Annotated in this window: 12 protein-coding genes; 6 read left to right on the top strand and 6 right to left on the bottom strand. The window is 60.0% G+C overall.

The window, feature by feature from the left end; all coding sequences use genetic code 11:
- Window positions 1-71 precede the first annotated feature (71 nt).
- The 6 genes from AC07W7_RS20490 to AC07W7_RS20515 all read right to left on the bottom strand — a co-directional run bounded on the left by AC07W7_RS20490 (window position 72) and on the right by AC07W7_RS20515 (window position 6685).
- A complete protein-coding gene (locus AC07W7_RS20490) occupies window positions 72-716 on the bottom strand; it encodes an HAD family hydrolase (RefSeq protein WP_169867100.1) in 645 nt (214 codons plus the stop codon).
- Window positions 717-959: 243 nt separating this feature from the next.
- Complete coding sequence (locus AC07W7_RS20495) at window positions 960-2207, bottom strand: ribonucleotide-diphosphate reductase subunit beta (RefSeq protein ID WP_076962905.1); 1248 nt, start codon at window positions 2205-2207, stop codon at window positions 960-962.
- A 482-nt stretch (window positions 2208-2689) separates the two neighbouring features.
- Window positions 2690-3973 (bottom strand): ABC transporter substrate-binding protein, encoded by a 1284-nt coding sequence (locus AC07W7_RS20500; protein ID WP_495040015.1) that lies wholly within the window; start codon window positions 3971-3973, stop codon window positions 2690-2692.
- Between the two features lie 41 nt (window positions 3974-4014).
- Window positions 4015-5280 (bottom strand): DUF1479 domain-containing protein, encoded by a 1266-nt coding sequence (locus tag AC07W7_RS20505; RefSeq protein WP_495040016.1) that lies wholly within the window; start codon window positions 5278-5280, stop codon window positions 4015-4017.
- Between the two features lie 139 nt (window positions 5281-5419).
- Window positions 5420-6280, bottom strand: coding sequence for a helix-turn-helix domain-containing protein (locus tag AC07W7_RS20510; RefSeq protein WP_495040017.1), 861 nt, complete (start codon window positions 6278-6280; stop codon window positions 5420-5422).
- A 135-nt stretch (window positions 6281-6415) separates the two neighbouring features.
- Window positions 6416-6685, bottom strand: coding sequence for a DUF2790 domain-containing protein (locus AC07W7_RS20515; protein ID WP_076962901.1), 270 nt, complete (start codon window positions 6683-6685; stop codon window positions 6416-6418).
- A gap of 393 nt (window positions 6686-7078) precedes the next feature.
- Here AC07W7_RS20515 and acs point away from each other — a divergent pair, with 393 nt between their 5' ends.
- From acs to AC07W7_RS20545, 6 genes are all read left to right on the top strand, one after another.
- The gene (gene acs / locus AC07W7_RS20520) at window positions 7079-9034 is read left to right on the top strand and encodes an acetate--CoA ligase (RefSeq protein ID WP_038442654.1); all 1956 of its coding nucleotides are present in this window, start codon (window positions 7079-7081) and stop codon (window positions 9032-9034) included.
- A gap of 610 nt (window positions 9035-9644) precedes the next feature.
- Window positions 9645-10430, top strand: a complete 786-nt coding sequence (locus tag AC07W7_RS20525) for an ABC transporter substrate-binding protein (protein ID WP_099168443.1) — start codon at window positions 9645-9647, stop codon at window positions 10428-10430.
- Window positions 10431-10521: 91 nt separating this feature from the next.
- A complete protein-coding gene (locus AC07W7_RS20530) occupies window positions 10522-11211 on the top strand; it encodes an ABC transporter permease (protein ID WP_029294434.1) in 690 nt (229 codons plus the stop codon).
- Complete coding sequence (locus tag AC07W7_RS20535; protein ID WP_076962898.1) at window positions 11208-11906, top strand: ABC transporter permease; 699 nt, start codon at window positions 11208-11210, stop codon at window positions 11904-11906. The genes AC07W7_RS20530 and AC07W7_RS20535 overlap by 4 nt, the downstream gene beginning before the upstream one ends.
- Before the next feature lie 2 nt (window positions 11907-11908).
- Window positions 11909-13021 (top strand): succinylglutamate desuccinylase/aspartoacylase family protein, encoded by a 1113-nt coding sequence (locus tag AC07W7_RS20540; protein ID WP_495040018.1) that lies wholly within the window; start codon window positions 11909-11911, stop codon window positions 13019-13021.
- A gap of 27 nt (window positions 13022-13048) precedes the next feature.
- Window positions 13049-13813 carry an ABC transporter ATP-binding protein gene (locus AC07W7_RS20545; protein WP_076962896.1) on the top strand — a complete coding sequence of 255 codons (765 nt, stop codon included), beginning with the start codon at window positions 13049-13051 and terminating at the stop codon, window positions 13811-13813.
- Window positions 13814-13852 lie beyond the last annotated feature (39 nt).

Consider the following 13852-nt stretch of genomic DNA (forward strand, 5'->3'; position numbering starts at 1 on the left):
CAGGTAGCACAAATGTCCGCTATCAAGGCGCAGCCCTTTCAACGCGTCTGAAAGGGCTGGTTCCAAGGGGCTTATGGCTTCGGCTTGCCTCGCCGCTTGGCCGAATGAAAATGCCGCCAATGCGCATCCTGTGCCGCTGCCAGCAATTCGCGATCCCCGCGCGTGTCACCCCAGGCCCTGAGCCGGTAATCACCCAGGTCGCCATACACCGCTTCAAGCCGCAGCACCTTGTTCTCACAACGGCAGTTGTTGCCCGTGAGGCGCCCACTCAGCACCCCATCGACCACCTCAAGCTCGGTGCCGATCAGCTTGATCCCCAGGCGATCGGCAAAAGGTTGCAACACAATTGCCGGCGAAGCCGAGCACAAGGTTACCTCGGCGCCGGAGCCAATCTCATCGGCCACCGACTGCAAGCCGGCAGGGCGCATCAGCTTGTTCCAGTAGGTCCGGCAGTATTCCTCGGCTTTCTGCTGCACCCAGGCCTTCTCCACCCCGGTCATAAAGGTGCGAATCAGCTGGGCCTTGAGCTCATCCCGGCTCATCCGGCGCAGCAGGAAGCGCAAGCCAGGCAGTGCCAGCTTGAGCATCCTGCGGTTGAATTCCTGCTTGCCGAACGCAAACTTGAGAAATGGCACAAAACTGTCGTGGCGGGTCAGGGTGCCGTCGAAGTCGAACACCGAAAGTACCTTGGCGCCCACTGGGCCGGCTTCTAGCATGTCTGGGGTCACGGGGTGGCCTCGGTCCTGTCTATTGTTTTTTTGGAAGAATATGGCAATCGGAGCACAAGGCTACAGCATTGGTGATGTGATCCGAACCCTTGCGGGTTAGGGGGCTACGGGCGATATGCTTCAAGAAATGGCAAGCCTCTACTTCAAACGCACTGTTTGACGTAAAGGCTTGCCATAAAAAAAGCCCTGAGTGTGACCTCAGGGCTTTGCGGTAGAGCGAGGTCTAGCCGATCAATCCCAGCTCAACGCCCCACCGGTCTGATACTCGATCACCCGGGTCTCAAAGAAGTTCTTTTCTTTCTTCAAGTCCATGATCTCGCTCATCCACGGGAACGGGTTGGTGGTGCCTGGGTACTCTTCCTTCAAGCCGATCTGCGACAGGCGACGGTTGGCGATGAACTTGAGGTAATCCTCCATCATCGCCGCGTTCATGCCCAGTACGCCGCGCGGCATGGTGTCGCGGGCGTATTCGATCTCCAGCTGGGTCCCTTGCAGGATCATCTGGGTCGCTTCTTCCTTCATCTCGGCATCCCACAGGTGTGGGTTTTCGATTTTGATCTGGTTGATCACGTCGATGCCGAAGTTCAGGTGCATCGACTCATCGCGCAGGATGTACTGGAACTGCTCGGCCACGCCGGTCATTTTGTTGCGACGGCCCATGGACAGGATCTGGGTGAAGCCGCAATAGAAGAAGATGCCTTCCAGAACGCAGTAGTAGGCGACCAGGTTGCGCAGCAGTTCCTTGTCGGTGTCGACGGTGCCGGTCTCGAACTTCGGGTCGGAGATCGAGCGCGTGTACTTCAGGCCCCAGGCGGCCTTTTTGGCGACCGATGGGATCTCGTGGTACATGTTGAAGATCTCGCCTTCATCCATGGCCAGCGATTCGATGCAGTACTGGTAGGCGTGGGTGTGGATCGCCTCTTCAAAGGCCTGGCGCAGGATGTACTGGCGGCACTCCGGGTTGGTGATCAGGCGGTACACGGCCAGGACCAGGTTGTTGGCCACCAGGGAATCGGCGGTGGAGAAGAAGCCCAGGTTGCGCATGACGATGCGGCGTTCGTCGTCGGTCAGGCCTTCGGGGTTTTTCCACAGGGCGATGTCGGCGGTCATGTTGACCTCTTGCGGCATCCAGTGGTTGGCGCAGCCGTCGAGGTATTTCTGCCAGGCCCAGTCGTATTTGAAGGGGACGAGTTGGTTGAGGTCGGCGCGGCAGTTGATCATGCGCTTTTCGTCAACGGCGACACGGGCGGCGGCGCCTTCGAGTTCGGCCAGGCCTTCGGCGATGTCGAGTTTGTCCAGGGCGGCCTTGGCGCGCACGATGGCGGCGGAGTCATTGGCGGTGACGGCGCGGGCTTCGAGGGCGGCAGCGGCGCCGGCACCGTCGAGGCGGTCCATGTTGGCTTCGGTGGCGTGGCCGGCGTTGGCGCCTTTAGCGGCGACTTCGCCTTCTTCTTTGTCGAATTCGTCCCAGCTCAGCATGACGTGTCGTCTCCTGCGTGAGGGCCAATGGTGCCCGTGTGAAACCGGATGGTTGGGTGTTCACACGGCCCAGGGGCCGCGGTGGATCTTTAAGGAATCGTTTGTTGCAACAGCTCGCGCAGGCACTAAACGGAATAGGGCTACGGGTACTCTGCTTGAAGCCTGAGGGGCGGAGCGACAGTGTCGTACTCCTGCGGGGTCTCAGGCTTGGCTCGTTACCCCCATGTAAAGGGATATTGCAGGCCCGATTTACCCGCGCATTATAGGGAAAAATTTGCCTTTGTGTTGCGGCGGATGGTCTCGGTGGGCGGCCAATTTGATGGCGCTTGCGGCCAGAGTGCGGGTTTGCAAGGGTTTGCCCGGTGCGGATTTTTTTGACCGGCGGTCGGCGCTGCTTTTAAGGCACGGGTCTGGGGGCGGCCGCAGGTCAATTCGGCACCGCCGTTCTTGCGCCCCTTGGCGCAAGAACGGGCCACCGGGCCTTACTGCGCTGCGGCCTGAATACTGGCCAACATCTGCTTCCCCGCCTTGGCCGGGTCCGCGTCTTTATCGCTCATAAAGTGGCTGACCACATCAAATACCGCCCCTTGCACCGCCTGGGAGGTCGACATATTGAACGCCATGCTCGGCGCCAGGGTGCCGGCTTTCTCGGCTGCGGCAAAGTCTTTGGCAGAGGCCTGGGCGCAACTGTCGAACTGGCTCATGTCCAGGCCGGTGATCACCGGGATGGAGCCTTTGTTCTGATTGAATACCGTTTGAAATGTCGGCTCCAGGGCGGTCTTGGCCAGGTCGTCGCGCGCGGCATTGTTGCCTGGCGTGTCGTTTTTACTGGACAGCTTGAACATCGCCAGGGAGTCGATGGTGTAGCTATAGAGGCCTTGGGAACCGGGGAAGGGCACGCATTCATAATCGATACCGGCTTGCTTGCCGGCCGCGCTCCATTCGCTCTTGGCCCAGTCGCCCATGATCTGCATGCCGGCCTGGCCCTTGATGACCTTGGCGGTTTCCATGTTCCAGTCTTGGCCCGCACCATTGGGGTCCATGTAGGTCTTGAGTTTGCGCAGCGCAACAAACACTTCGGTCATTTGGGGGCCGGTGAAGGTGGCTTCGTCGTGATCGATAAAGGCTTTTTTAAAGCCGTCCGCACCGAGGAGGCTCAGCACCAGGCCCTCAAATACCGTGGTGTCCTGCCAGGGTTGGCCGCCGTGGGCGATCGCGATAAAACCGGCGGCCTTGAGTTTGTCGCCGGCGGCATACAGCTCTTCGAGGGTGGTCGGCGCCTGGGGCACGCCAGCCTGCTTGAGCACAGCGGGGTTGGTCCAGAGCCAGTTGATACGGTGGATATTCAGCGGTACGGCAACATAATGACCATCATATTTCATGAGCTGAGCAATGCTCTGGGGCAGCCGGTTATCCCACTGATTGGCCTTGGCCACGTCATCGATGCTGGTCAGCAAGCCCAGATTGCCCCACTCCTGGATATCCGGGCCCTTGAGCTGTGCGGCGGAGGGCGGGTTGCCGGACACGGCGCGGGTCTTGAGCACGGTCATGGCCGCTGCGCCCCCGCCACCGGCGACGGCGCTGTTTTGCCAGGTGAAGCCGTCTTTTTCGATCAGTTGCTTGAGCACGTCCACAGACTTGGCTTCCCCGCCCGAGGTCCAGTAATGCACGACTTCCACGCGGCCCTTGCTCTCGGCGCCATGGGCGCTGAAGGTGCAGAGGCTGGCGAGGGAGATGGCAACGGCAAGGCGATTGACGATTTTCATAGGGGGTGGCCCTTTTTGTTTTTGTGGTGAGAGGAGGGTGCTTATTCCAGCCCCAGCCCTTTGCGGCCGAGGGTGTTCAACTGCGAGGTCATGAAGCGGTCGCGCCAGTGCTTTTCGTAGTCCTCGCGGGGGAAGTCATCGGGCGAGGCGCCTTGTTCAAAGGCCCGCAGCACGTCCCTGGCATAACGCAGGTTTTTCGGACACATGGGCGCAGCCGGTACGTACATCACATTGCCCCAGCCCTGCTGGTTTTCGACGGGGGCGACGCTATGGACTACATCGCAGTGCCACCACACCGAATCGCCGGCCTGCACGTCCGGGATCGGGGTCATGCCCTGGACCAGCAGCGGGTGCCACTGCTCCAGGATCGGCAGTACCTTGCCCGGCACAACGCCACACAGTTCATCCTCGGGCACATCATCCAGCAGCGGGCGCAGCAGCAGGTAGGCCATGGCCTTGGGGATTGGCAAGGTATGCAGTACGCCCTGGTCGGCAGTCATGTCGCACAGCGCGGTCCAACCCTGGAAGGTGCGGAAGGCCGAGCATTTGGTGCCTGGGTAGGCATATTCATCGACTTCGGTGCGATGGGCGGCATCCCAGGGGTCGTAGGATTTGAAGTCATTGCAGTAGATTTTCTCGAACACCTTCAGGTAGGCCGGGTGCAGCCAGCGCTCCAGCGCCCCGGAGTCGGTGTGCGGGCCCAGGCCCTTGGACGTGGTGCCGGGCGGGCGCCGCCGCACGCGGTCCGGGTACAGGGCATTGGTATCCGGGTCGAACCACTGCCGACCGTGGGACTCGATGGTCCACAGGCGGTTCAAAAAGGCTTGGGCGCAGCCCATGCGCTCATGCTGGCGCAGTTGCATCTGGGCCTGGGACCAGTAGATCGGGAAGATTTCCGGGCGCGAGGCCTCCAGGTTGCCGAAGAAGTTGTCGGCAGGGCCACGGTAAACCGCGTCGAATTGGTTGTGGTCCAGGTAGTCCAACAGGCTCTTGTCCCATCCCAGCACCTGCTGCCTGGGGAAGTGGTTGCGGATCACCAGGCAGCCTCGGCGCTTGATCAGGGCGCGTTGTGCTTCTGTGACCTGGCCGTTGGCGAGGGTGGCAAAGTCGAGTTCGGGCCAGGCGGAGCCGGTCTGGGCTTGTTGGGCCTTGATCGAGGCGATTTCCGTGGCGATAAAGGCGCTGACTTCGGCAAACAGCGCAGGCACGTCGCCGATCTGTGCGCGCAGTGCCTTTTTCATGGCGACGATGCTGCGTTTGTAGTCGTCGGGTAGCTCGGCACTGGCGAAGGATGGGGCGTTGTTCATGGGGTGGCCTGCATTTTTATTATTCATGCAGGTATGGAATCACTCCGAACGGCCTGGGCGGCAGCCTTATTTGGCGCGTTGAGCAATACGATTGTGGCGTTTGCTTCTGGCCCGGCAGAAGAATCAGCTTGGTGATGCCCTACTGGAAGTGATGCCCATGCTGGCCACGGAAGTCTGAAGGTGTCATGCCTTTGTGTGCCTTGAATTGCCGGTTGAACAGGGCCTGGGAGGCGTAGCCGACCTGTTCGGCGATGGTGCTGACGGCCAGCTTGCTTTGCATCAGCAGGGCGCAGGCGTGCCCGATGCGCAGCCGCACGATGTAGTCCAATGCCGTGCAGCGTGTGTGTTTGCGGAACATGCGGTGGAAGGCGGAAACGCTGACGCAGGCCATTTGGGCCAACCCAGGAATGCTCAGGGGCTGTGCATAGTGACCGTGCAGGTAATCCAGGACCCGACGGATGCGCGCGTCTTCAATGATGTGAGGCGTGTCTTGCACGGCAATACGCTGCGCCGCGACATCCCGCGACAGGGTATTGAGCACGGTCAGCAGGGAAATCAGGCGCTGGGAGGCGTCTTGCTCGACCATGGCCTCGATCACCGGGCGCAGTGCGCGTGAGGTGGCGTCGCTGAAACTCAGTGCATGTTGCGCGGCCGCGAGCAGGGCACGGGTCGATGCCATTTCCGGGAACAGCTTGACCAGCGAGTCGGCCCAGGCCTCGGAAAACCAGATGACCAGGGCAATGTGCGGTTGGGTCGGGTCGATCGTCTCGGCCGACGACCAGCTATGGGGAACGTTCGGGCCCACCAGCACCAGGTCGCCATCATCGTAGCGTGCCACATCGTTGCTGATATAACGGTGCCCGCGACTGTTGAGGGTGAGGGTCAGTTCGTATTCGGGGTGGTGATGCCATTCAAACGGGATCGCCTGCGGCAGGCGCCTGTTGAGCAGGGTCCAGGAGGTATTGGCCTCGGTGGGGATTTTCTCGAAACTGGCTCTCATGAACCCATCCTGCCCGGCAACGTCAGTAGCGACGCCACAATCGTAGCATTCGGGGGGCAGTGAACAAGCTTCTTGGCCGCAAGAACGATTCCTTGCGGCGAATATTGTCAGGGTAAGTTTCAACTAACTAAATTATTAGCCGTTAGAGCAACCACTGCCCATGACTTTGTAATTAAGGATATGACGCTGGCCCTGGTGATCTTCATATTCCATGCGTGCTGGAACAACTTCGCAGACATTGGGAATAGCACTCATGGACACCACCTTGGCAATATCCAGATCAGTGGAGTAGGTGTATTCCTCAACAATGGCGGTGTGCTGGCTGGCTACGTCAGTCGGGATCTCGTCGGCCAGGGCGGCGGTGGCGCACAAGCTGGCAAGGGCCATAACTAATAAAGCTTTCATTTCCAATTTACCTTTTTACAGTCGAAGGGGGTCACGGGGCCCTTGTGAGGCTACGTGTGTAACTTGAGTAGAGAGTTCGGATTAACGTGCCTTCGTGGGGGCTGCAACTTGGTTAATCACGGTGCCTTGTTGGCGAGGTTGATTGTAGGCGCCTGGGTTACATTCATATACCCGTGCTTTTGATAAACACTATTGGCGGTTTTCGTAACAATCCACGACAGAGGTTTTTTTAGATGCCGAGAAAAGCGCCACAGGCCCCGAGCCAGAGCATTGCAAGGGGATAACAGGGCAATTTGTAGGGGCTTGTTACTACCATCGTCGAATGGTTCTATAGGCCTACCCCGGCTACAACAGGGGCATACAACAACAACTATTGTCACCGAGGTAAGAAAGATGAGTGCGGCTTCCCTGTACCCCGTTCGCCCCGAAGTAGCAGCCAACACGCTGACTGACGAGGCGACCTACAAGGCCATGTACCAGCAGTCGGTGGTCAACCCCGACGGCTTCTGGCGCGAGCAAGCCAAGCGTCTTGACTGGATCAAGCCTTTCACCACGGTCAAGCAGACCTCGTTCGACGACCACCATGTCGATATCAAATGGTTTGCTGACGGCACCCTTAACGTTTCCTACAACTGCCTGGACCGTCACCTCGCCGAGCGCGGCGACCAGGCGGCGATCATCTGGGAAGGCGACGACCCTTCCGAGAGCCGCACCATCACCTACCGCGAGCTGCATGAACAAGTGTGCAAGTTCGCCAACGCCCTGCGTGGCCAGGACGTGCACCGCGGCGACGTGGTGACCATCTATATGCCAATGATCCCCGAAGCCGTGGTCGCCATGCTGGCCTGTACCCGCATCGGCGCGATCCACTCGGTCGTCTTTGGCGGTTTCTCCCCTGAGGCCCTGGCCGGTCGCATCATCGACTGCAAGTCCAAGGTGGTGATCACCGCCGACGAAGGCATCCGTGCCGGCAAGAAGGTGCCGCTCAAGGCCAATGTCGACGACGCCCTGACCAACCCGGAAACCAGCAGCATCCAGAAAGTCATCGTGTGCAAGCGCACCAATGGCCAGATCAAGTGGAACCAGCATCGCGACATCTGGTACGAAGACCTGATGAAAGTGGCGGGCACGGTCTGCGCGCCCAAAGAGATGGGCGCCGAAGAAGCGCTGTTCATCCTTTATACCTCCGGCTCCACCGGCAAGCCCAAGGGCGTGCAACACACCACCGGCGGCTACCTGTTGTACGCGGCGCTGACCCACGAGCGCGTGTTCGACTACCGCCCGGGCGAAGTCTACTGGTGCACCGCCGACGTCGGCTGGGTCACTGGCCACACCTATATTGTCTACGGCCCGCTGGCCAATGGCGCGACCACGCTGCTGTTCGAGGGCGTGCCGAACTACCCGGATATCACGCGGGTGGGGAAAATCGTCGACAAACACAAGGTCAATATCCTCTACACCGCGCCGACCGCGATCCGCGCGATGATGGCTTCCGGCACCGCCGCCTGCGAAGGCACCGATGGCAGCAGCCTGCGCCTGTTGGGTTCGGTGGGTGAGCCGATCAACCCGGAAGCGTGGGACTGGTACTACAAAAACGTCGGCCAATCCCGTTGCCCGATTGTCGATACCTGGTGGCAGACCGAAACCGGCGCGACCCTGATGAGCCCGTTGCCGGGGGCCCACGCCCTCAAACCAGGGTCGGCGGCACGTCCGTTCTTTGGCGTGGTGCCGGCGTTGGTGGACAACCTGGGCAACATCATCGAGGGCGCCGCCGAAGGCAACCTGGTGATCCTCGATTCGTGGCCGGGCCAGGCGCGTACCCTGTACGGCGACCATGACCGTTTCGTCGACACGTACTTCAAGACCTTCCGTGGCATGTACTTCACCGGTGACGGTGCGCGTCGCGATGAAGACGGCTACTGGTGGATCACCGGCCGTGTGGATGACGTGCTCAACGTTTCCGGGCACCGCATGGGCACCGCCGAGATCGAAAGCGCCATGGTTGCCCACCCGAAAGTCACCGAGGCGGCCGTGGTTGGCGTGCCCCACGACATCAAGGGCCAGGGCATCTATGTGTATGTCACCCTGAAAAACGGCGAAGAGCCGAGCGAAGCGTTGCGCCTGGAGCTGAAAAACTGGGTGCGCAAGGAAATCGGCCCAATCGCTTCGCCGGATGTGATCCAGTGGGCACCGGGCTTGCCGAAAACCCGTTCGGGGAAAATCATGCGCCGTATCCTGCGCAAGATTGCCACGGCCGAGTATGACGGGCTGGGGGATATCTCCACCCTGGCTGACCCGAGCGTGGTGCAGCATCTGATCGATACCCACAAGACCATGAACGTCGCGTAAGCGGGTCTAGGGGACCAAGCCCCATTCGGTGTAGGCCGGGTGGGGCTTTTTTGTGGGAATTCACTGTGCAATACCATCAATGTGGGAGCAGGCAAGCCAGCTCCTACAATAGGGTAGGGTGGCTGACAGACCGTTCTCAGCACCAAGCCAATAAATATCGGTTTATCTCGTAGGGCATTTCTGAATGTTACCCAGTGGTGCAAATGTGTAACCTTGCGCCCAAACATGAGGCAAAGTGCTACATCCATGCCGCGAAAACGCCCGTTTCAGACACCCGGCAAAATAAGATCAAACGCTACACTTGCCGGAATAGAAGGGTTTGCGAATAATAGGCCCGCAATTTGCAGCGTTAATAGGTTGAATATCTTTTGCCATTGCATAAAAAGCAGAGGCTGTCAATATGTCGGAGTCGTTTTCTCGGTGCTTCTGTAAATTGTTGTCGCATTGAGGAAATATCGGCTTCCGGCCTGTCGTTAGAATGCCGATCACTCGCTCGTCGTCGCCGTGTTGAACTGATGTAGGACGCAGCACCGCTATTCGGTTTCACTCAGTCGCATCGTGGGCCATGGCTCATACTGCTGTTTTTGTCCTATACCGATGGAGTCCCAAGATGAAGAAACTCGTGCTGTTGGGCGCCCTGGCGCTGTCCGTGCTGTCCATGCAGGCCTTCGCTGAAGAGAAACCGCTGAAAATTGGTATCGAAGCAGCCTACCCTCCGTTTGCCTCGAAGGCGCCGGATGGCAACATCGTCGGTTTCGACTACGACATCGGCAACGCCCTGTGCGAAGAGATGAAGGTCAAGTGCACCTGGGTCGAGCAGGAATTCGACGGCCTGATCCCGGCGCTTAAGGTACGCAAGATCGACGCGATCCTGTCGTCCATGTCCATCACCGACGACCGCAAGAAATCCGTGGACTTCACCAACCGCTACTACCTGACCCCGGCACGCCTGGTGATGAAGGACAGCGTCACGGTCAGCGACAGCCTGGTTGAGCTCAAGGACAAGAAGATCGGCGTACAGCGCGGTTCGATCCATGACCGTTTCGCCAAGGAAGTCCTGGCGCCTAAAGGTGCGACCATCGTTCCCTACAGCACCCAGAACGAAATCTACCTGGACGTGGCTGCCGGTCGCCTTGATGGCACCGTGGCTGATGCGACCCTGCTTGAGGACGGTTTCCTGAAGACCGACGCTGGTAAAGGCTACGGGTTCGTAGGTCCTGCGTTCACCGACGCCAAATACTTCGGCGACGGCATCGGTATCGCGGTACGTAAAGGCGACAAGGCCAACCTGGACCGCATCAACGCAGCCATCGCCGCGATCCGCGCCAATGGCAAGTACAAAGAAATCGAGAAAAAGTATTTCAACTTCGATATTTACGGCGCTGACGCCAAGTAAACCTTCGCAGTTGTCTGTCTGAAATGGCGCAAGCACCAGGATCTCTGAAGTTTGCGCCATTTTTTCATCCGCCTTTTCGAGGACCTGAATCATGTTGAAAGGCTACGGGGCCGTTATCCTCGATGGCGCATGGTTGACGCTTCAGCTCGCCTTGTCGTCCATGGCCTTGGCCATTGTTCTGGGTCTGATCGGAGTTGCCTTGCGCCTGTCGCCGGTCCGCTGGCTGGCTTGGCTGGGTGACCTGTATTCCACGGTGATCCGCGGGATCCCCGACCTGGTGCTGATCCTGCTGATTTTCTACGGCGGCCAGGACCTGCTCAACCGTGTCGCGCCGCTTTTGGGCTACGACGACTATATTGACTTGAACCCCTTGGCCGCCGGTATCGGCACCCTGGGTTTCATCTTTGGCGCCTACCTGTCGGAAACCTTCCGCGGTGCGTTCATGGCCATCCCCAAGGGGCAGGCCGAAGCGGGCATGGCCTATGGCATGAGCCCGTTCCAGGTATTTTTCCGGGTGATGGTGCCGCAGATGATCCGCCTGGCAATCCCCGGCTTTACCAACAACTGGCTGGTATTGACCAAGGCCACCGCGCTGATTTCGGTGGTGGGCCTGCAAGACATGATGTTCAAGGCCAAGCAGGCGGCGGATGCCACCCGCGAACCTTTTACCTTCTTCCTCGCGGTGGCGGCGATGTACCTGGTGATCACCAGCGTCTCGTTGCTGGCCCTGCGTTACCTTGAGAAGCGCTACTCGGTAGGCGTAAAGGCGGCTGATCTATGATCTTCGACTACAACGTCATCTGGGAGGCCATGCCGCTGTACCTTGGCGGCCTGCTGACCACCCTCAAACTGCTGCTGGTCTCGCTGTTCTTCGGCCTGCTCGCCGCCGTGCCCCTGGGCCTGATGCGGGTGTCCAAGCAGCCGTTGGTCAATGGCACGGCCTGGCTCTACACCTATGTGATCCGCGGCACGCCGATGCTGGTGCAGCTGTTTTTGATCTACTACGGCCTGGCCCAGTTTGAAGCGGTGCGCGAGAGTGTCCTCTGGCCGTGGCTGTCCAGCGCAACCTTCTGTGCATGCCTGGCCTTTGCCATCAATACCAGCGCCTACACCGCCGAGATCATTGCCGGCAGCCTCAAGGCCACGCCCCATGGCGAGATCGAAGCGGCCAAGGCCATGGGCATGTCGCGCTACAAGCTGTACCGCCGCATCCTGCTGCCATCGGCCCTGCGCCGGGCGCTGCCGCAGTACAGCAACGAAGTGATCATGATGTTGCAGACCACCAGCCTGGCCTCCATCGTCACCCTGATCGACATCACCGGTGCCGCGCGCACGGTGAACGCCCAGTACTACCTACCGTTTGAAGCCTATATCACCGCGGGCCTGTTCTACCTGTGCCTGACGTTCATCCTGGTGCGCCTGTTCAAGTTGGCCGAGCGTCGCTGGTTGAGCTACCTGGCACCCCGGAAGCACTGACTATGGAACGCATCGAGCACGTACTGCCCTGGGGGCACCTGGGTTGCGAGCGCCAGTTGACGGTATTCCGTTTCGGCCATGGCGAGCGCAAGGCGTATATCCAGGCCAGCCTGCATGCCGATGAGTTACCGGGGATGCGCGCCGCCTGGGAGCTGAAAAAACGCCTGGCCGAACTGGAACAGCAAGGCGCCCTCAACGGGGTGGTCGAGCTGGTGCCGGTGGCCAACCCGATGGGCCTGGGCCAATTGCTGCAAGGCAGCCACCAGGGGCGTTTCGAGGTCGGCACCGGCAAGAACTTCAACCGGGATTTCGTCGAGTTGAGCGAGCCGGTTGCGGCCTTGCTGGAGGGCCGGCTGGGGGATGATCCCCACGCCAACGTGCGCATGATCCGCCAGGCAATGAGTGATGCGCTCAATGCGCTGCCCGAGCCGAGCAGCCAGTTGCAAGGTATGCAGCGGGTCTTGCTGGGCCATGCCTGCACTGCCGATGTGGTCCTCGACCTGCACTGCGACGCCGAAGCCGCGCTGCACATGTACGCGCTGCCCCAGCACTGGCCCCAGTGGCGCTCGTTGGCGGCGCATTTGAATGTGAAGGTCGGCCTGCTGGCGGAAGACTCCGGCGGCAGCTCGTTTGACGAGGCCTGCTCGTTGCCGTGGCTGCGTTTGTCGCGGGCATTTGCCGAGGTGCCGATCCCCCTGGCGTGCCTGGCCACGACCCTGGAGCTGGGCGGCCAGGCCGATACGGGGCGCGATGAGGCGATTTTCCACGCCCAAGGCATCCTCGCATTCCTCGCCGAACAGGGCCTGATCAAGGGGCAGTGGCCGGCGCCGCAACATGAACCGTGTGAAGGCGTGCCCTTTGAAGGCACCGAATTGCTGTTTGCCCCCCACGCCGGGGTGATCAGTTACCTGCGTAAAGCCGGGGACTGGGTGGACGCCGGCGAACCGATTTTTGAAGTGATTGACCCTTTGGCCGACCGCGTCAGCATTGTCTGTGCCGGCACGCCGGGGGTGTTGTTTGCCGTTGAACGGCTACGTTATGCCCAAGCGGGTTTCTGGCTGGCCAAGGTGGCGGGGCGCGAAGCGTTGCGTCACGGGCGCTTGCTCAACGACTGACCAACTGTTTTTGTGAGAACCGACCGCATGTACAAACTTGAAGTCCAAGACCTGCATAAATGCTATGGCAGTCATGAAGTGCTCAAAGGCGTGTCCCTGGCCGCCGCGGCCGGTGATGTGATCAGCATCATCGGTTCCAGTGGTTCGGGTAAAAGTACCTTTTTGCGCTGCATCAACCTGCTGGAGCAGCCCCACGCCGGCAAGATCCTGCTCAATAACGAAGAGCTGAAACTGGTGCCCAACAAGGACGGCGCCATGAAGGCTGCCGACCCCAAGCAGCTGCAGCGCATGCGTTCGCGCCTGTCGATGGTGTTCCAGCATTTCAACCTGTGGTCGCACATGACTGCCCTGGAAAACGTCATGGAAGCCCCGGTGCATGTGCTGGGCATGTCGAAAAAAGACGCCCGTGAAAAGGCCGAGCACTACCTGGCCAAAGTCGGCGTGGCCCATCGCAAGGATGCGTTCCCCGGCCATATGTCCGGTGGCGAGCAGCAGCGCGTGGCGATTGCCCGGGCGCTGGCGATGGAGCCTGAGGTGATGCTGTTTGACGAGCCGACTTCGGCCCTCGACCCGGAGCTGGTTGGCGAAGTGTTGAAAGTCATGCAGGACCTGGCCCTGGAAGGCCGGACCATGGTGGTGGTGACCCACGAAATGGGCTTTGCCCGTGAAGTGTCCAACCAGTTGGTGTTCCTGCACAAAGGCATTGTCGAAGAGCGTGGCAACCCGCGTGAAGTGCTGGTCAACCCGCAGTCCGAGCGGTTGCAGCAGTTCTTGTCCGGGAGCTTGAAGTAAACAAGGCTGCGTTTGTGCACTGGAATAGTGCATGCTTCG

It is taken from the genome of Pseudomonas sp. GW821-FHT01D09 (assembly GCF_059422465.1).